Consider the following 16,687-nt stretch of genomic DNA (forward strand, 5'->3'; position numbering starts at 1 on the left):
TCGATCGCAGCACCCTCGCGAAGCTCGTCGGCGGAATGGGATTTCGTCACCGTGCTTCCCGCGGTGTTGTCGGCGGCGCAGCGTGACCGGCCTTTCGTGATCGGGTGGTTGTCGCGCGGATCGGGGGCGCCGCTTGAGCTGATCACGAACGCGGGGCCGCTGTCGCCGCCGCGCCAGCCGCGCAGGTCCACCGACCTGCCCGACCATCCGAGCGGGCCGCAGCCGCTGCTGTTCCCAGGGGGAGCGCGCGGGATGCGGCTGGACGAGGAGTACCTGGCCGACCTGGCCGACCTGGTGTGGACGCCGTGTCCCGGACGCCAGGCGCCGCCGCTGGGCAGCAGGGGGCGCGAGTTCGACCCCGACGAGCTCAGGCGGCCCACGTTGTTCGAGTCGACGCTGGTCACGCTCATGTCGCGGCCGTTCGCCTGGCTGGTGGTCGCCGAGCCGACCGACCTGCTGGACGCCGAGGTGGCGCACCTGCGCACCCAGCTCAACGTGCTGCGCCAGTACGGCGATGCCTCCGAGCGTTCCCGCTTCGACGCGGAGCGGGCCGAGCGGCGCATGCAGGAGCTGGACGCCTTCCGCGAGGCGGGCCTGTGGAACGTGCGCGTGCTGGCCGGTGGCGCCACCGCCGAGGAGCTGCGGCAGATCGCTCCCGTGCTCGTGGGGTCGGTCGAGATGAGCCATCATCCGTACCGGCTGCGCAGCTCGCACGGGGCCGCGTACGCGCTGCCCGAGGCGCTCGCCATCACCATGCAGGACCCGGCCGACGGTGCCGCGGCCCCCTTCGCCGCGACGGCGGGCGCGCTGGCCGCGCTGGCCGGGCTGCCCCGGCGCGAGGTGCCGGGCGTGCGGGTGCTGGAGTCGGGCTTCTTCGACGTGACGTCCGAGTCGGACGGCGTCGTGGACGGCGGCGACCTGCTGCTCGGCGAGATCCTCGACGGGCAGGACAGGGGCGTCGGCTCGTTCCGTGTGCCGCTCGCCACGCTCAACCGGCACGCGTTCGTCACCGGCGCGACCGGCTCGGGCAAGTCGCAGACCGTACGCCACCTGCTGGAGCAGCTCAGCCGCGCCCGCATCCCGTGGCTCGCGATCGAGCCCGCCAAGTCCGAGTACGCCGCCATGGCGGGCCGCGTCCCCGACCCGGTCACCGTGATCAACCCGTCGGCCCCCGACGGCGTGCCGTTCAGCGTCAACCCGCTCGAACCCGAGCCCGGCTACCCCGTCCAGGCCCACATCGACATGGTCAGGGCGCTGTTCATGGCCGCGTTCGACGCCGAGGAGCCGTTCCCGCAGATCATGTCGCTGGCCCTGCAGCGCGTCTACGAGGCCACCGGCTGGGACGTCGTCACCGGCGGCGCCGTGCCGGGCTCCGACGTCCCGCCCAGCGTCCCCACCCTCGAACAGCTCCAGCAGCACGCCATGGACGTCATCAAGGAGATCGGCTACGGCCGCGAGGTGCAGGCCGACGTCGAGGGCTTCATCTCGCTGCGGCTGCGCTCCCTGCGCGTCGGCTCCGCCGGGCGCTTCTTCGAGGGCGGCCACCCCGCCGACATCGGCGGCCTGCTCGAACGCGACGTCGTGCTCGCCATCGAGGACGTCGCCAACGACGAGGACAAGGCGTTCCTCATGGGCACGCTGATCATCCGCATCGTCGAGCACCTGCGCATGCGCGCCCGCCGCGAGCGCTCGACCGGGCTGCGGCACGTCATCGTCATCGAGGAGGCGCACCGGCTGCTGCGCGACCGCGGCCACGGCCGGGCCTCCACCCACGCCGTCGAGCTGCTGGCCGGGCTGCTCGCCGAGATCAGGGCGTACGGCGAGGGCATCGTGGTGGCCGAGCAGATCCCCACCAAGCTCGTCACCGACGTGGTCAAGAACACCGCGCTGAAGGTCGTGCACCGGCTGCCCGCCGAGGACGACCGCCGGCTCGTCGGCGCGGCCATGAACCTCAGCGACGAGCAGTCGCGCCACGTCGTCTCCCTGCAGCCCGGCTCGGCGGCGGTGTTCGCCGACGGCATGGACCGGCCGCTGCGGGTGCGGGTGCCGCTCGGCGAGTCGCGGGAGAAGGTGCTGCCCGGGCCGCCGCCGCCCATCAGGGGGCGCAGGTCGGCCGCGTGCGGGGCGCAGTGCCGTACCGGGCAGGCGTGCACGCTGGTCGAGCTGCGCGAGGCCGACGTGCTCGCCGGGGCGCAGGAGTGGGCCTGGCTGCGGATCTGGTGCGACACGGTCGTGCTGGCCTTCGTCAGCAACCGGCCGCTGCCCGGCGTGCCGCGCGCGCTGTCGGCCGCCTGGGGCGAGCTGCCCGCCCGGCGCAGGGAGTGCCTGCTCGCCACCCTCATCGAGCGCTGCGTGCAGCGGCGCGCCTGGTCGCTGCGTACGTGGTTCGACCCTTCGCTGCTCACCGAGAAGGCCGCGGAGGCCGCGGGCCGGCTGCTCGGCGGGCTCGACAGCGGCGGCGAGCGGCCGGGCGCTTCGTGGGTCATCCCGCAGGTGCGCTGGCTGCACGAGGTGGAGCGGCTCTTCCCGTACGGCCACCCCGCCCCGAACCTGCGCAGCCCCGCGCCGCCCATGGAGTACGCCCTGTTCCGCCCGTCCGCGGGCACCGGCGACCTCGGCCACACCGAGCTGCTCGGCCACCGGGCCAAGGCGCTGCGCCACCACCCGCTGTCCATGGAGGTGGACCACAACAGGGAGCTGGCCTGGCGGGTGATACTGGGCGACGACGAGCACGAGAGCGTCCAGCGCGACATCCTGACCGTGGCCATCGGGGTCGAGGCGGCGGCCAGGATCCGGCACGTCGGGCAGACCATGGGGGCGGGCTGGCTGGAGGGCGTGCTGTCGTGGCCGCGCCGGTTCGTGCTGCCGTTCGAGCAGGGCGGCGCCCCCGAGATCACCTTCGCAGAACCGGCAGGCCCCCCGGCGAACGCCACCCCCGCCTACAGCGCCCCCTCCCCGTGACACGTTCGCGGCACAGCGGAGATCGGGTGGGGTGAACCTTCGCTTGGGCGGTCAAACCGGGCGGGGTTTTCGCGCGCCCCTCCGAACCAGGCGCTAACCCGGACTAGGATCCATGCACATGACCCAGCTTCCTCTGCGGGCCCAGCTCGCCAGCGCCCTGGGACGCAGTGCCGCCACGCTGTCCAGGATGACAGGGCGCGGTGACGGATCGGTGATCGGCGGGCGGGTCGGTCTGCTCCTTGAGCCCGACCTCCTCCGCAAGCTGGCCCGTGACCGCAAGCTGGCTCTGGTCAGTGCGACCAACGGCAAGACCACCACGACCCGGCTGATCACCTCGGCCCTGCTGGAGCTCGGCGAGGTCGCCACCAACGCGTTCGGCGCCAACATGCCGGCCGGCCACGTCTCGGCGCTCTCCCAGCACAAGCGCGCCCCCTACGGCGTGCTGGAGGTCGACGAGAAATACCTGCCCGAGGTCCTCGACACGACGGGTGCGGGCGTCGTCTGCCTGATGAACCTCAGCCGCGACCAGATGGACCGCGCGGCCGAGATCTGGCTGCTGGCCCAGAAGTGGCGCAGGGCGCTGTCCGGCAAGCCCACCCACGTCATCGCCAACTGCGACGACCCGCTCGTCACCTGGGGCGCCTCCACGGCCGCGAAGGTCACCTGGGTGGCCGGCGGCCAGCGCTGGAAAGAGGACTCGTGGTGCTGCCCCGAGTGCGGCGGCCCGCTCGACCGCAAAGACGCCGACTGGGCGTGCCGCGAGTGCACGTTCCACCGTCCTGAGCCGCAGTGGGTGGTCGACGACGACGCGGCGATCGACCCGCGCGGCCAGCGGTGGCTGCTCGACATCCAGCTTCCCGGCCAGGCCAACCGCTCCAACGCGGTGATGGCGCTGGCCGTGGCCGAGGCGTTCGGGATGCCGGTCGAGCAGGCGCTGCCCCGGCTGCGCGAGGTCACCTCCGTCGCGGGCCGCTACACCACGGTCGAGCGCGACGGCCGGCACGCCAGGCTGCTGCTGGCGAAGAACCCGGCGGGCTGGCTCGAGGCGTTCGACGTCGCCGACCCGCAGCTGCCGATCATCCTGTCGGTCAACGCGCAGGGCCCCGACGGCCGCGACACCTCGTGGCTGTGGGACGTCGACTACCGCATCCTGCGCGGGCGCCCGGTGTTCGTCACCGGCCAGCGCCGGCTCGACCTGGCGTTGCGGCTCGACGTGGCGGAGGTGCCGTTCACGCTGTGCGAGTCGTTCAACGAGGCCCTGGCCATGCAGCCGCCCGGCCGGGTCGACGTGATCGCCAACTACACCGCCTTCCAGCAGATCCGATCGGAGTTCGGCCGTGCCGTCTGACAGCGCCCTTCGCATCGTCTGGATCTATCCCGACCTGCTGAGCACCTACGGCGACCAGGGCAACGTGCTGGTCCTGGAGCAGCGGGCGCAGCGGCGGGGCATCGAGACGGAGACGATCCACGTACGCTCGGCCGACCCGGTGCCCGAGACCGGCGACATCTACCTCATCGGCGGCGGCGAGGACCGCCCGCAGATCCTGGCCGCGGGGCGCCTGCGTAAAGACGGCGGCCTGCACCGCGCCGTCGCGCGAGGGGCGTCGCTGCTCGCGGTGTGCGCCGGCTACCAGATCATGGGCAGCACGTTCGGCGGCGAGGAGGGGCAGCCGGTCGACGGCATCGGCCTGCTCGACATCTCCAGCGCGCGCGGTCCCGCGCGCGCGGTGGGCGAGCTGGTGGCCGAGGTGGACGCCGCGCTCGACATCCCCACGCTGACCGGCTTCGAGAACCACATGGGCGTCACCCGCCTGGGCCCCGGCGTCAAGCCGCTGTCGAAGACGATCGTCGGCATCGGCAACGGCGACGGCTTCGAGGGCTGCTACGCCGGCCACGTCGTCGGCACCTACCTCCACGGCCCCGCCCTGGCCCGCAACCCCGGCCTGGCCGACCTGCTGCTGTCGTGGCGCGTGGGCGACCTCGCCCCCCTCGACGACACCCGCTACGAGGCCCTCCGCCAAGAACGCCTCACCACGGTCCTCCAGCAGCAACACTGACCCAGCAGCACACACGCAGACCCGCCCGCGATCCTGCGGCGTGCGGTCCTGCGGTCTGCGGTCCCGTGGCGTGCGAGCCTGCGGTCTGCGGTCCCGTGGCGTGCGGTCCCGCGGCGTGCGAGCCTGCGGTCTGCGGTCCCGTGGCGTGCGGTCCCGCGGCGTGCGAGCTTGCGATCTGCGGTCCCGCGGCCTGCGGTGCGCCGCTGAGGGTTATGCTCGCACTGCCTCGCATCCCTCCCTTCCCCTTATCTCTTCCGGCCCGGCTCCCGCTTGCGGGAGCCGGGCCGTTGGTTGTTCTCTTGTTGACAGGCAGCCATCTGGCTGCCTATTTTGGCGATAGGCAGCCAAACGGCTGCATGTCAGGATGGCGAAACGATGGACGACGTGTTCAGGGCGCTGGCCGACCCCAGCCGCCGCCGCCTGCTCGACAGCCTCAACGCCCGCGACGGGCAGACGCTGCGCGAGCTGTGCGCGGGGCTCGACATGGCCAGGCAGTCGGTCAGCAAGCACCTCGCCGTGCTGGAGGAGGCCAATCTGGTCACCACCGTGCGGCGCGGGCGGGAGAAGCTGCACTTCCTCAACGCCGTACCGATCAACGCCATCGCCGAACGCTGGATCAACCGGTACGACCGCCACCGGGCAGGCGCCCTGGCGGACCTCAAGACGGCCTTGGAGGAACGTCCCATGGATCAGGACGTCGTCTACACGACCTACATCCGCACCACCCCCGAGCGCCTCTGGCAGGCGCTCACCGACCCCGCCTGGACCCGGCGCTACTGGGGGGTCGAGCTGGAGTCCGACTGGCGGGAGGGGTCGGCGGTCACCTGGACGTACAAGGGCGTCACGATGGCCGACCCCGAGCAGGTCGTGGTGGCCTCGGAGCCGCACCGGCGGCTGGCGTACACGTGGCACTCGATCACGCCCGAGTTCGCCGAGCTCGTCGGCCTCAGCCCGGAAGGGCGGGAGGAGATGGCCAAGGAGGCGCGCTCGACCGTGTCGTTCGAGATCGAGCAGGCCGGCGAGCTGGTCAAGCTGACCGTCGTGCACGGCGGGTTCGAGCCGGGCAGCTCGATCAGGGAAGGCGTCGGCCAGGGCTGGCCGGAGATCGTCTCCAGCCTCAAGACCCTGCTGGAGACCGGCGAGCCCCTGCCGTCAAGCGATCATTGACGCGCTATCCGGCCTGAAGGCCGGGGATTCAGCCCGTGCCGCGTGTGCGGCACCTCTGTGGCTTCCTGTTTCACCGGGTCCCGCCCTCCGCTAGGCGGCGGGTCTTACGGTCCCTCCGCAGGCGTTCAGCCTCTCCGCCCGTCCGGCGGCGGGCCTGCTGCGCCTTGCGCAGCCGGCGTTCGGCGCGGCGCCGCGTCCTTGACCACCGTCACGCTGGAGGGCTCGGACGGCAGGCGGCGCGACCAGCGCACCGTGACGTCGCCGATCTTCGGCAGGCGCAGTTTCCCGCCCGCCGTGACCTGGAAGCGGGCGTTGCGGGTGAAGCGGATCGCCTGCCGGTTGTCCTTGCGGGACCGGAACCGGGGCGGGGCGAGCTTCGGCCCTTTCCGCTTGCCGGACACCGACGCGAAGAAGTTCCGGTAGGCGGTGTTCAGGTCGGCCAGCGCGGTCTGCTGGCCCGGGGTCGGGTAGAGGCGGACGTTGTACCGGAGCTGCACGCTCCGATCATGTCCAGCCTGGCACTACAATGGTGTCATGATCAGGATTGCGCTCCGGCTTCCCGATGACGTGCACGCCCAGGTGGCCGCCCGCGCCGAGACCGAGCGGCGACCCCCGGCCTGAAGGCCGGAGCACTGCGGGCATCATCGGTAGCCGAGTCAGTAGACGAGCGCCTGCACGCCCTCGGCGGTGACCTCCTCGACGAACGCCGGCGCGCCCGCGATGCGGATGCCGTCGATGAGGTCGTCGACGGTGATGTTCCTGCGGGCGGCGCACTGCGTGCAGAGCGTCACCCGCCCGGCCGCGAGCAGGGCGTCGAGCAGGTCGGTGAGCGGCGCGGCGTGCGGCAGGCTGAACTCCTCGGCCCGGCCGGGCAGCGCGAACCACGACGACTCGCCGGTCAGCCACAGGGAGACGGGTACGCCGCTCGCGAGCGCGGCGACCGCGACCGTGAACGCCTGGTTGCAGCGCTCGGGAGCGTCGGCCCCTGCGGTCACCTTGATCACCAGTGATCGTGCCATGTCCGCCACCCTAACGCCCCGCAGCTCCACCGCCACCGGTCGCCGCCACTAGTCTTGGACACCATGGAAGAACCTGAGCTGCACCCCGGCCTGGAGCCGATCGCGTTCCTGCTGGGGCGGTGGGAAGGCGCCGGCGTGGGCGGCTACCCGACGATCGAGAGCTTCAACTTCGGCCAGGAGATCGAGTTCGGCCACAACGGCAAGCCGTTCCTGACCTACGTGAGCCGCACCTGGCTGCTCGACGACGCGGGCAACCGCGTCAGGCCGCTCGCCACGGAGTCCGGCTACTGGCGTTCGCTGCCCGAGCGGCAGATCGAGGTCGTGCTCTCCCACCCGACGGGCATCGTCGAGATCTACATCGGCGAGGTCGTCTTCCACAAGATCGAGCTGCGCACCGACGTCGTCGCCCGCACCGCCTCGGCGAAGGAGTACACCGCGGGCCACCGCCTCTATGGCCTGGTCAACGGCAACCTCATGTGGGCCTACGAGATGGCCGCCGTGGGCCACCCGCTCACCGACCACATGTCGGCTGAGCTGAAGAAGGTCGCCTGATGAGCACGCCGTTCACCCCTGACGTGGTCGAGGCGATCAAGCGGCACATGAACGACGACCACGCCGAGGACGGCCTGCTCATCGTGCGCGCGCTGGGCGGCAGGCCCGATGCGGGCACCGCGGTCACGAGCGACGTCGACGCCGAGGCGATCACGTTCACGATCGACGGCGGCGAGCGGGTGCGGGTGCCGTGGGGCGAGACGCTGACCGAGCGCGCCCAGGTGCGCAAGGCCGTCGTGCGGCTCTACCGCGAGGCGTGCGAGAAGCTGGGAGTGCCCGCCCGCGGGGAGCACTGAGGCTCCGGCCGGGGGCGGGCATGAAGAAGGGCCCCGGACAACACTCCGCCGCGCTGTGCGGGGCGGGCCGGATGGACCAATGGCCGGGATCAGACGTCCCGCCCTCCGGCTGTCAGGGGCCCCGGTGGTTGCCTCGTATTCGCTGACGTCACGAGACAACAGTCCGCGAGGTCAGCGGACAACCACCTCGCTAGCCCGACTATGACTAACCATTATTCGGACCACCTCCTTTCCGCGTACCAACGAAGCTATGCGGTCCGCCGCGAAACGGGCAAGTGAATATCGTCGCGGCATAGACTCGGTGCATGACGGAGACGCAGTGGCACGAAGAACTCCGCGCCAAGGGCTACCGGGTCACCCCGCAGCGTCAGCTCGTCCTCGAGGCCATCAAGGAGCTCGAGCACGCCACGCCGGAGGAGATCTGCGTCAAGGTGCGCGAGACGGCGCGCGGCGTGAACATCTCGACCGTCTACCGCACGCTGGAGCTGCTGGAGGAGCTGGGCCTGGTCACCCACACCCACCTCGGCCACGGCGCCCCCACCTACCACCTGGCCGCCGAGGCCGACCACGTGCACCTGGTGTGCAGGGGCTGCGACCAGGTGTTCGAGGTGCGTCCCGAGCTGGCCGAGGGCCTGGTGAAGGGGCTCGACCAGGAGATGGGCTTCGTGGCCGACGTCCATCATCTGACCGTGTTCGGCCGCTGCCGCGACTGCCGCTGACCCGGCGAAAAAGCGACCGGCCGGGCGGATAGCCTGGAAGGCATGCGTAGCCCTCTGCTCGATCTCCCCGGCGCAGTCGCCGCCGACGCGCCGGACTCCGACGTAGCCGCCCACTACGGTGACCTGTTCGCCGAGCAGCGCGCGCTGGCGAAGGGAGAGGCGGTCGTCGACCGCAGCAACCGCGAGGTCGTCCGCATCTCCGGCGCCGACCGGCTGAAATGGCTCAACGACCTGACCTCGCAAAAGCTCGACACGCTGCGCCCCGGTGAGTGGACGCAGACGCTCGACCTCGACCTGCAGGGCCGCGTGCAGCACCACCTGACGCTGGTCGACGACGGCGAGACCATGCTCGCCCACGTCGAGCCCGGCACCGGGCAGAGCCTGATCGACTACCTCGACCGCATGCGGTTCATGCTGCGGGTCGAGGTGTCGCGGGCCGACGACCTCGCGGTGCTCTCCACGGCGTCCGAGGACTTCCTGGTGCCGCGGTCCGAGCTGGCCGAGCATCTCGGGCGGCCGCTGGCGGGGCTGTGGGCGTACGAGGCGCTGCGCATCGAGGCGCACCGGCCGCGGCTCGGGTTCGAGACCGACCACAAGACGATCCCCCACGAGGTGGGCTGGATCGGCGCGGCCGTGCACCTCAGCAAGGGCTGCTACCGCGGCCAGGAGACGGTGGCGCGGGTGCACAACCTCGGCCACCCGCCGCGCCGCCTGGTCTTCCTCCACCTCGACGGCAGCGTCGACACGCTGCCCCCGCACGGCGCCCCGGTGATCTTCGAGAGCCAGGAGGTCGGCGTGGTGGGCTCGGCGGCCCGCCACCACGAGCTGGGCCCCATCGCCCTCGCGGTGGTCAAGCGCACGGTGCCGGTCGACGCGCCGCTGCTGGCCGGCGGGGTGGCGGCGGCCCAGGAGGTCGTCGTGCCGCCGGACGCGGGGCGTAACGTCAGCATCGACCCGTCGCTGCGCCGCCGCATCCGCTAAAACTCGAGGACGACCGTGATGGGGCCGTCGTTGACCAGGGACACCTGCATGTCGGCCCCGAACACCCCCGTCTCCACGTGCGCGCCGAGCGCCCGCAGCTCCTCGACCACGGCGTCCACCAGCGGCTCGGCCACCGGGCCTGGGGCCGCGGCCTGCCAGGTGGGGCGGCGGCCCTTGCGGGCGTCGCCGTACAACGTGAACTGGCTGATCACCAGCAGCGGCGCCGACACGTCGGAGCAGGACTTCTCGCCGTGCAGGATCCGCAGCCCCCACAGCTTGGCGGCGAGCTTGGCGGCCTCGGCGCGCGTGTCGGTGTGCGTGACCCCCACCAGGACCAGCAGGCCGGGCTCCGCGATGGCCCCCACCGTGCGCCCCTCGACCTCGACCGAGGCCGACCTGACTCTCTGTACGACTGCTCGCATGGGATCCCATTCTGGACCAGGTCAAACCCCTCCATACACTCGTGTCGAAAGGGGTTAAGAACATGTCGATGGTTGTGGAAGTCGTCCGGTCCGGGTTCGTGGAGTCCACTCACCTGGCCCGCATGCTGACCGTGGACGCCGCGGGGCGCCCGGTCGAGACCAGGGGAGCGGTGCACGTGCCGGCCTCGCCACGGTCGTCGATGAAGCCGCTCCAGGCGCTCGGGATGCTCCGGGCCGGCCTGGACCTGGAGGACGAGCTGCTGGCGCTGGCCTGCGCCTCCCACTCGGGCGAGCCCTTCCACGTGGAGGGCGTCAGGAAGATCCTGGCGGGCGCCGGGCTGGACGAGTCGGCCCTGCTGTGCCCCGAGGACTACCCGTTCGACCGCGCGGTGACCGAGCGCGGGCGCGTCTACATGAACTGCTCAGGCAAGCACGCCGCCATGCTGGCCACCTGCGCGCTCAACGACTGGCCGCTGACGACGTACCTGGAGCCGGCGCATCCGTTGCAGCGCGCGATCAGGGAGACGGTGGAGGAGCTGACCGGCGAGCGGGTCGCCGCCTCGGGCGTGGACGGGTGCGGGGCGCCGCTGTTCTTCATCTCGATGCTCGGGGTGACGAAGGCGTTCCGCGCGTTCCCGATGTCGTCGCCCGACTCCTGCGAGCGCAAGATCTTCGACGCGATGCGCGCCTACCCGGAGTGGACGTCGGGCACCGACCGGCCCGAGGCGAAGCTGATGCGCGCGCTGCCCGGCCTGATGCTGAAGGCCGGGGCCGAGGCGTTCGACGCGTTCGCCTTCGAGGACGGCAGGGCCGGCACGGTCAAGGTCGAGGACGGCTCGCCGCGCGCCCGCGTCGCGGTCACCGTGGCGGCGCTGCGCTCGCTCGGCCTCGACGCGCCCGAGCTGGCCGAACTGGGCGCCCCCGCCGTGCTCGGCGGCGGCCGCCCGGTCGGCGAGCTGCGGGTGCGCTAGAGGCTGCGGAACTGGCGGGTGGCGGAGATGGCCCCCGAGGTCGTCGTGGTGAACGTGCGCATCGACCCGGCGAACTTGGACAGGTCCCACTCCGCCGGCCCGTGGTACCAGTAGAGGTTGTCGGCCCGCTGCCCGTTGCCGGTGACGGAGGCCACCACCCGCGACCAGTGCTCGACCCCGTCGAAGATCACGGCGTACGGCAGGTAGCGGGAGAACAGCTCCACCCGGTGCTGCTCGGGCACGTCGCCCAGCTCGCCGGAGAACAGATATTGGCGAAAGCGCATCGTCTGGGCGAGCGCGGCCGAGCCCTTGGCGGTCTTCGCGGGCATGTACTGCCCGCCGGCCGCCAGCGCGCCGCCCGCGATGACGACGGCCAGGCCGAGCAGCCCGTACGTGGTGAACCAGGCCAGCGCGACGGTGGCCAGCAGCCCCACCCCGATGAGCACCACGCCGAGCGTCGTCCAGCGGGTGCGCTCGGTGTCGGGCCTGCGGGCGAACCAGCCCTGCTTGACCACGTCGGCGTAGAGCGCGTCGCGCACCTCGCCGAGGTGGCTGGCGAACGAGCCGGACAGCTGCGACAGCAGCACGTGGTCGCTGCCCTCGAAGACAGCGTCGTAGAGCGCCCGCTCGTAGGGCAGGAGCGCGTCCACGGGCGCGCTGGGCAGCTTGACGAGCATCCAGTCGGGCGCGTCGTACGTCTGCCGCGGCTGCTCGTCGATGCGCAGGTAGCCGCGGACGGCGAGGTCGACGATGGTCGCGGTGACGTCGATGACGTCGGCCTGCTCGTCCACCAGGGTGCCGATCTGGCCGGGCCGCACGCCGTCGGGCGGGGTGAAGTGGCCGTTCTGCACCGCCGCCATGGGGCCGCCCTCGTGGCTCGCGGCCCTGGCGTCGCGCCCGCGCGTCCAGTAGAGCAGCCCGATGCCGCCGAGCAGCAGCACCAGCAGTCCGGTCAGGGCGCCGCCGGTGATGGCGTCGAGGGTGAAGGCGGCCGACAGGGAGAAGCGCCGGTCGAGGATGGGCTCGGCGCCCGTGACGCCCTCGGGGTAGCCGACGACGACGGTCAGCGTCTCGCCCGACGCGAGGTCGTCCTGCTCGAAGTCGGCCTGGGTGGCCTCGTGGTTCATCGAGGCCGAGGTGCAGCCGACGGCGGAGGTCAGCTCACCGGCGAAGCACGACAGGCTCTGGATCTGGCCCGGGCCTTTGACGTGCACGGTCGCCTTGGTGACGGGCTGGTTCCAGCCGCCGACCGCGAACCAGCGCAGCTCGTCGACGTCGCCAGAGGGGGTCACCGCGCCTTTGACGTCGTACTCGACGGTCTGGCCCGTCACGGTGAGCACGTCGCCGGACAGGGTGCCGCCCTTGACGTTCGCGATCTGGTAGAGGCGGTCGCTGGTGTCGTCGTAGCGGGTCCTGGTGAGGAACGTCCGCTTGAGCTCTCCCGACGCCCCGCCGATCTTCTCGACGACGTGCAGGCTGCCGTCCTTGCCGAGGGTCATCGTCACCTCGTCCGTGATCCCGGCCTGCGCCGCTGCGGCCGGGGCCGCGGCTGAGGCTGCGGTCAACGTCAGAGCGGTGGCCGCGAGGGCGGTCAACGTGAGTCTGAAACCCGTCATGGCGGGACATCGTAGCGGTTTGTACCGTCAGTCCAGCGTGATGGCGTTGGCCGCTCGCTGCACGCTCTCCGGGGAGGCGGGCCCGCCCGGGTTCTCCAGGGCGAGCGCCTGGTTCGCCGCGACGAAGGGCCGCAGGCGCCGCTCGTACCGCTCCCCGGCGCCCAGCGGGTCCGCGATCAGCTCCTCGGCCAGCACGTACGCCCCCACCATCGCCAGGCTCGTGCCCTGCCCCGACAGCGGCGAGGCGCAGTAGCCGGCGTCGCCGACCAGCGCCACCCGCCCGGTGCTCCAGCGGTCCATCCTGACCTGGGCGATGGCGTCGAAGTAGAAGTCGTCGGCCTTCCACATGGCTTCGAGGAGCCTCGGCGCCTCCCACACGTGGGCGCAGCGCTCCTGCACCAGCCGCTTCTGACCCTCGACGTCGCGGTGGTCGTACGGGAAGGGCTCGGCGGCGAAGCCCAGGTTGACCAGCATCCGCGCCGGGTCGCGGTCGCTGAACACCACGCCTCCTGCCTCGCCCTCGGTGAACCAGGTCTGCCAGTGGTCGAGGCCGAGGAAGTTGTCGGCGGTGAAGATGGAGATGTACTGGCCGAGGTGGTGCACGTACCGCGACTCGGGGCCGAAGGCCAGCGCGCGCACCTTCGAGTGCAGGCCGTCGGCGCCGATGACGACGTCGTAGCGGTCGTGGCCGCCGCTCTCGTACGTCATCTCGCCGTCCTCGGTCAGGGTGGCGATCGAGTCGCCGTAGACGCGGCGGGCCGGGCTCGCGGCGGTGAGCACGGCGATCAGGTCGCCGCGCATGATCTCGACGTCAGGGCTGTCGAAGCGGCCGCCGCTGACCGTCTGCTCGGTGTCGCGCATCAGCTCGGTGCCGTTGCTGTCGACCATGGACATGCCGCGCATGGTCGTGCGCAGGCCCCTGATCCTGTCCAGCACCCCCATCCGCTCGGCGACGGTGAGCGCCGCACCCCTGACGTCGATGGCCTGCCCGCCCTCGCGCGGGCCCGGCGCCCGCTCGACCACGGTCACGTCCGCCCCTGCGCGCCCGAGGAAGTGCGCCAGCACGGCACCGCCCACACCCGCACCGGAAACCAGGACTCTCATGGTGTTGCTCCTCGCTGTTGACGTTGTACGCACATGTGAATGTACGCAGTACATACAGCAGGTCGCAAGGTATAGTGGGGACAATCTGTACTAGTACAGGAGGGAAGCCGATGGCCGACGCGGTCCCGCCCCACGCCCGCATCGCCGCCGACATCAAGCGGCGCATAGCGGAAGGCAGGCTCCGTCCAGGCGAGCGCGTGCCCTCGACCAGGCAACTCGCCAGAGACTGGAACGTCGCCCTGGCCACCGCCGCCAAGGCGCTCACGTTGCTGGCCAGAGAGGGCGTCGTGGTCGCCGAGCCCAGGGTGGGCACCGTCGTGGCCGAGAGCCGCACCCCCAAGCTCAGGCCGGCGTCGCACGAGCACGACCTGACCCGCGAGCGCATCGTGCGCGCGGCCGTCGAGATCGCCGACGAGGACGGGCTGGAGGAGCTGACCATGCGGGGCCTCGCCACCCGCCTGGGCGTCGCCACCATGTCCCTCTACCGCCATGTGGGCGGCAAGGACGACCTGGTCATGCTCATGGTGGGCGCGGTGATCGGCGACTTCCCGCTGCCGAAGGAGGCGCCCGAGGGCTGGCGGGCGGCGATGGAGATCTCCGCCAGGACGCAGTGGGCCGTCTACCGCGCCCACCCCTGGGTGGCCGGCACGACCTCGCTGACCAGGCCGATGCCCTCACCGGCGCTGCTGGAGCACACCGAGTGGGCGATGCGCGCGCTCGCCGGCACCAGCCTCGACCCGGTGACCAAGATGCACGTGCACACCCTGCTCTTCAGCTACGTGCAGGGCATGGCGGCCAACCTGGAGCTCGAACGGCGGGCCCGCGCCCACACCGGCATGACCGCCGACGAGTGGATGGACGCGCAGTTTCCTGCCCTGCTCGGTCTCACCGCCTCGGGCCGCCATCCCGCCTTCGCCCGGCTCATCGAGGAGCTGGGCGACGACTTCGACCTCGACCTCGACCTGCTCTTCGAGTTCGGCCTGACGCCGCTGCTCGACGGCCTGGAGAAGGTGATCGGCTAGTCGGCGACGCGGATGCGCAGGCGGCGGAAGCCGCGCCCCTTGCTCTCGACCTTGGCCACCTCGATGCGGCCGATCTGCTTGGTCGAGGCCACGTGGGTGCCGCCGTCGGCCTGGGTGTCGAGGCCGACGATGTCGACGATGCGGACGTCCTGCACGCTCTCGGGCACGAGGTTGGTGGCCGTGCGGACGATGTCGGGGATGGCGAACGCCTCGGCCCTGGGCAGCACCCGCACGTCGATGCGCCGGTCGGCGGCGATCTCGGCGTTGCAGGCGTGCTCCACGGCCTCCTTGAAGCCGGGCGGCACCTCGGGCAGGTTGAAGTCCATGCGGGCGCTCAGCGGGTCCATGTTGCCGCCGGTGACCAGGCAGCCGTAGTCCCTGAACACCACGCCGCACAGCACGTGCAGGCCGGAGTGCGTACGCATGAGCGCAGAGCGCCGCTCGTCGGCCACCGCGCCCCTGACGACCGTGCCCGCCGGCGGGATCGGATCGTCCTCCGCCGGAATCAGGTAGAGATCGTCGCCTTTGCGCACTCCGACGATGCGGGTTTCGACGCCCTGCCAGATCAGAACGCCGTGATCCGCCGGCTGGCCGCCCCCACCTGGATAGAATGCCGACCTGCTCAGCACGATGCCCTCGGGTGTGGCGTCCAGGACGACGGCCTCGAAGTCACGCAGACTCTGGTCGGACAACTCCAGTCGTTGCGTGCGTCCGTGGAGATCGGTGCTCATATCGGCAGCCTAGTGCCCTGGGGTGGTCATGCGGAGCCTGACACGAAGCACCGCGGTCCTCGTGCTGCTGGCCCTGCCGGCCTGCGGCGACGTCGCCGACCCGCCGCTCGGGGCGCGGCTGCCCGCGCCCGTGCTGATGTTCGTGGGCGACAGCTTCGCCGTGGGCTCAGGGCCGGTGCCGCGCTGGGAGAGCTACGCCTCCCAGACCGCCAGGCTCATGGGCTGGCAGCCGATCATCGCGGGCGCGAGCGGCACCGGCTTCTGCAACGCGGGGCGGGCGGGCCGCACGTTCCAGCGCTCGTACGAGCTGGAGCTGGCCTGGCGGCCCGCCCCCGACCTGCTCGTCATCTCCGGCGGCCACAACGACCGCCGCTGGAGCCCCGACCACGTACGCCGCGCCGCCACCGCCCTGCTCGCCCAGGTGCGCGCCCACTGGCCCGAGACCAGGACGGTCATGGTGGGCCCCATCTGGCTGGAGGACCCGCCGCGCCGCGCGTACGGCGTGCGCGACGCCCTCGCCCAGGCCGCCGCGGCGGGGAAGGTGCCCTTCCTCGACCCCATGCTCAGGACGTGGCCGCGCGAGGCGGTGCTGCCCGACGGCATCCACCCGACGCGCGCCGGCCACGAACGGCTGGCCGCCTGGCTGGCCGGCGAGCTCAAGGCTCACCAGAGGGCTTACCAGGGGCCGTAGGGGCCGCTGTTGCCCCGGCCGCCCATGCCCTTGACGGCCGGCTTCACGTCGACGATGTAGACGGTGGCCGCGATGACCGCCGCTATGGAGAAGATGCCGAGCCCGATGCCGAGGAACCCGCTGCCGCCGACCATCATGAACGCCTGGAAGTAGCTCAGCGCGCCGGCGGCGGAGAACAGCGTGGCCAGGGCGAGGATCAGCAGCCACAGGTTCTTCTGCAGCTTGCCCGCCGCGACGAAGGCGTTGGCCGGCACCCGCAGCGCGTGCACCAGCGCGTAGACAGACATGCCGAGGATGGCCACGGCGAGCACCAGGAAGAGGAGGTTGAAGACCCCGTAGATCATGTTCATGTAGTCGTCTCCGCCCAACGCCGCGATC

At 71.7% G+C, this 16,687-nt stretch carries 17 protein-coding genes and 1 pseudogene; 11 read left to right on the top strand and 7 right to left on the bottom strand.

The window, feature by feature from the left end:
* The first annotated feature begins 96 nt into the window (after positions 1–96).
* The 4 genes from AB0K12_RS00325 (at position 97) to AB0K12_RS00340 (ending at position 6,185) form a co-directional block, all read left to right on the top strand.
* Positions 97–2,961 (top strand): ATP-binding protein, encoded by a 2,865-nt coding sequence (locus AB0K12_RS00325; RefSeq protein WP_364554548.1) that lies wholly within the window; start codon positions 97–99, stop codon positions 2,959–2,961.
* A 118-nt stretch (positions 2,962–3,079) separates the two neighbouring features.
* A complete protein-coding gene (locus AB0K12_RS00330; protein WP_364554550.1) occupies positions 3,080–4,309 on the top strand; it encodes a MurT ligase domain-containing protein in 1,230 nt (409 codons plus the stop codon).
* Positions 4,299–5,018, top strand: a complete 720-nt coding sequence (locus tag AB0K12_RS00335) for a glutamine amidotransferase (protein WP_364554551.1) — start codon at positions 4,299–4,301, stop codon at positions 5,016–5,018. Before AB0K12_RS00330 ends, AB0K12_RS00335 begins: the two co-directional genes overlap by 11 nt.
* 375 nt (positions 5,019–5,393) lie before the next feature.
* On the top strand, positions 5,394–6,185 hold the full coding sequence (locus AB0K12_RS00340) for a metalloregulator ArsR/SmtB family transcription factor (RefSeq protein WP_364554552.1): 792 nt from the start codon (positions 5,394–5,396) through the stop codon (positions 6,183–6,185).
* A 188-nt stretch (positions 6,186–6,373) separates the two neighbouring features.
* Here the strand turns inward: AB0K12_RS00340 and AB0K12_RS00345 are convergent.
* Together AB0K12_RS00345 and AB0K12_RS00350 are read right to left on the bottom strand one after the other, a co-directional pair.
* Positions 6,374–6,682: pseudogene (locus AB0K12_RS00345) on the bottom strand (helix-turn-helix domain-containing protein); the annotation flags it as partial.
* A gap of 159 nt (positions 6,683–6,841) precedes the next feature.
* Entirely contained in the window at positions 6,842–7,204 is a 363-nt protein-coding gene (locus AB0K12_RS00350) for a DsrE family protein (RefSeq protein ID WP_364554554.1), read from the bottom strand.
* A 63-nt stretch (positions 7,205–7,267) separates the two neighbouring features.
* Here AB0K12_RS00350 and AB0K12_RS00355 point away from each other — a divergent pair, with 63 nt between their 5' ends.
* From AB0K12_RS00355 to AB0K12_RS00370, 4 genes are all read left to right on the top strand, one after another.
* On the top strand, positions 7,268–7,756 hold the full coding sequence (locus AB0K12_RS00355; protein ID WP_345395271.1) for an FABP family protein: 489 nt from the start codon (positions 7,268–7,270) through the stop codon (positions 7,754–7,756).
* Entirely contained in the window at positions 7,756–8,052 is a 297-nt protein-coding gene (locus AB0K12_RS00360; RefSeq protein WP_364554556.1) for a DUF2470 domain-containing protein, read from the top strand. Before AB0K12_RS00355 ends, AB0K12_RS00360 begins: the two co-directional genes overlap by 1 nt.
* A gap of 305 nt (positions 8,053–8,357) precedes the next feature.
* A complete protein-coding gene (locus AB0K12_RS00365; protein ID WP_345395277.1) occupies positions 8,358–8,771 on the top strand; it encodes a Fur family transcriptional regulator in 414 nt (137 codons plus the stop codon).
* Between the two features lie 42 nt (positions 8,772–8,813).
* Entirely contained in the window at positions 8,814–9,752 is a 939-nt protein-coding gene (locus AB0K12_RS00370; RefSeq protein ID WP_364554559.1) for a glycine cleavage T C-terminal barrel domain-containing protein, read from the top strand.
* On the opposite strand, the gene dtd is transcribed toward AB0K12_RS00370, so the two are convergent.
* Complete coding sequence (gene dtd / locus AB0K12_RS00375; protein ID WP_364554561.1) at positions 9,749–10,174, bottom strand: D-aminoacyl-tRNA deacylase; 426 nt, start codon at positions 10,172–10,174, stop codon at positions 9,749–9,751. The genes AB0K12_RS00370 and dtd overlap by 4 nt on opposite strands.
* Positions 10,175–10,236: 62 nt before the next feature.
* On the opposite strand from dtd, the gene AB0K12_RS00380 reads away from it, so the two are divergent.
* Positions 10,237–11,145, top strand: coding sequence for an asparaginase (locus AB0K12_RS00380; protein ID WP_364554563.1), 909 nt, complete (start codon positions 10,237–10,239; stop codon positions 11,143–11,145).
* Here the strand turns inward: AB0K12_RS00380 and AB0K12_RS00385 are convergent.
* Both AB0K12_RS00385 and AB0K12_RS00390 read right to left on the bottom strand, forming a co-directional pair.
* Positions 11,142–12,761, bottom strand: coding sequence for a DUF2207 domain-containing protein (locus tag AB0K12_RS00385; protein ID WP_364554565.1), 1,620 nt, complete (start codon positions 12,759–12,761; stop codon positions 11,142–11,144). The genes AB0K12_RS00380 and AB0K12_RS00385 overlap by 4 nt on opposite strands.
* A 27-nt stretch (positions 12,762–12,788) precedes the next feature.
* The gene (locus AB0K12_RS00390; RefSeq protein ID WP_364554567.1) at positions 12,789–13,865 is read right to left on the bottom strand and encodes an FAD-dependent monooxygenase; all 1,077 of its coding nucleotides are present in this window, start codon (positions 13,863–13,865) and stop codon (positions 12,789–12,791) included.
* 110 nt (positions 13,866–13,975) lie between these two features.
* On the opposite strand from AB0K12_RS00390, the gene AB0K12_RS00395 reads away from it, so the two are divergent.
* The gene (locus tag AB0K12_RS00395) at positions 13,976–14,887 is read left to right on the top strand and encodes a GntR family transcriptional regulator (protein ID WP_364554569.1); all 912 of its coding nucleotides are present in this window, start codon (positions 13,976–13,978) and stop codon (positions 14,885–14,887) included.
* Here the strand turns inward: AB0K12_RS00395 and AB0K12_RS00400 are convergent.
* Entirely contained in the window at positions 14,884–15,618 is a 735-nt protein-coding gene (locus AB0K12_RS00400) for an alanyl-tRNA editing protein (protein WP_364554571.1), read from the bottom strand. The genes AB0K12_RS00395 and AB0K12_RS00400 overlap by 4 nt on opposite strands.
* A 28-nt stretch (positions 15,619–15,646) precedes the next feature.
* Here AB0K12_RS00400 and AB0K12_RS00405 point away from each other — a divergent pair, with 28 nt between their 5' ends.
* Positions 15,647–16,309: an SGNH/GDSL hydrolase family protein gene (locus AB0K12_RS00405; RefSeq protein ID WP_364554573.1), complete on the top strand. Its 663-nt coding sequence runs from the start codon at positions 15,647–15,649 to the stop codon at positions 16,307–16,309.
* Here AB0K12_RS00405 and AB0K12_RS00410 read toward each other — a convergent pair.
* Positions 16,294–16,659 (bottom strand): DUF2516 family protein, encoded by a 366-nt coding sequence (locus tag AB0K12_RS00410; protein ID WP_364554575.1) that lies wholly within the window; start codon positions 16,657–16,659, stop codon positions 16,294–16,296. The genes AB0K12_RS00405 and AB0K12_RS00410 overlap by 16 nt on opposite strands.
* Between the last annotated feature and the right edge of the window lie 28 nt (positions 16,660–16,687).

Source organism: Nonomuraea sp. NPDC049419 (genome assembly GCF_040676995.1).
GTDB lineage: Bacteria > Actinomycetota > Actinomycetes > Streptosporangiales > Streptosporangiaceae > Nonomuraea > Nonomuraea salmonea.

Excerpts from the sequence above, each read along its gene's own strand:
- AB0K12_RS00410 (WP_364554575.1), bottom strand. The coding sequence starts at position 16,659 with ATGAACATGATCTACGGGGTCTTCAACCTCCTCTTCCTGGTGCTCGCC.
- AB0K12_RS00395 (WP_364554569.1), top strand. The coding sequence starts at position 13,976 with ATGGCCGACGCGGTCCCGCCCCACGCCCGCATCGCCGCCGACATCAAG.
- AB0K12_RS00385 (WP_364554565.1), bottom strand. The coding sequence starts at position 12,761 with ATGACGGGTTTCAGACTCACGTTGACCGCCCTCGCGGCCACCGCTCTG.
- AB0K12_RS00400 (WP_364554571.1), bottom strand. The coding sequence starts at position 15,618 with ATGAGCACCGATCTCCACGGACGCACGCAACGACTGGAGTTGTCCGAC.
- AB0K12_RS00355 (WP_345395271.1), top strand. The coding sequence starts at position 7,268 with ATGGAAGAACCTGAGCTGCACCCCGGCCTGGAGCCGATCGCGTTCCTG.
- AB0K12_RS00330 (WP_364554550.1), top strand. The coding sequence starts at position 3,080 with ATGACCCAGCTTCCTCTGCGGGCCCAGCTCGCCAGCGCCCTGGGACGC.
- AB0K12_RS00380 (WP_364554563.1), top strand. The coding sequence starts at position 10,237 with ATGTCGATGGTTGTGGAAGTCGTCCGGTCCGGGTTCGTGGAGTCCACT.
- AB0K12_RS00360 (WP_364554556.1), top strand. The coding sequence starts at position 7,756 with ATGAGCACGCCGTTCACCCCTGACGTGGTCGAGGCGATCAAGCGGCAC.
- AB0K12_RS00340 (WP_364554552.1), top strand. The coding sequence starts at position 5,394 with ATGGACGACGTGTTCAGGGCGCTGGCCGACCCCAGCCGCCGCCGCCTG.
- AB0K12_RS00390 (WP_364554567.1), bottom strand. The coding sequence starts at position 13,865 with ATGAGAGTCCTGGTTTCCGGTGCGGGTGTGGGCGGTGCCGTGCTGGCG.
- AB0K12_RS00405 (WP_364554573.1), top strand. The coding sequence starts at position 15,647 with ATGCGGAGCCTGACACGAAGCACCGCGGTCCTCGTGCTGCTGGCCCTG.
- AB0K12_RS00370 (WP_364554559.1), top strand. The coding sequence starts at position 8,814 with ATGCGTAGCCCTCTGCTCGATCTCCCCGGCGCAGTCGCCGCCGACGCG.
- AB0K12_RS00365 (WP_345395277.1), top strand. The coding sequence starts at position 8,358 with ATGACGGAGACGCAGTGGCACGAAGAACTCCGCGCCAAGGGCTACCGG.
- dtd (WP_364554561.1), bottom strand. The coding sequence starts at position 10,174 with ATGCGAGCAGTCGTACAGAGAGTCAGGTCGGCCTCGGTCGAGGTCGAG.
- AB0K12_RS00350 (WP_364554554.1), bottom strand. The coding sequence starts at position 7,204 with ATGGCACGATCACTGGTGATCAAGGTGACCGCAGGGGCCGACGCTCCC.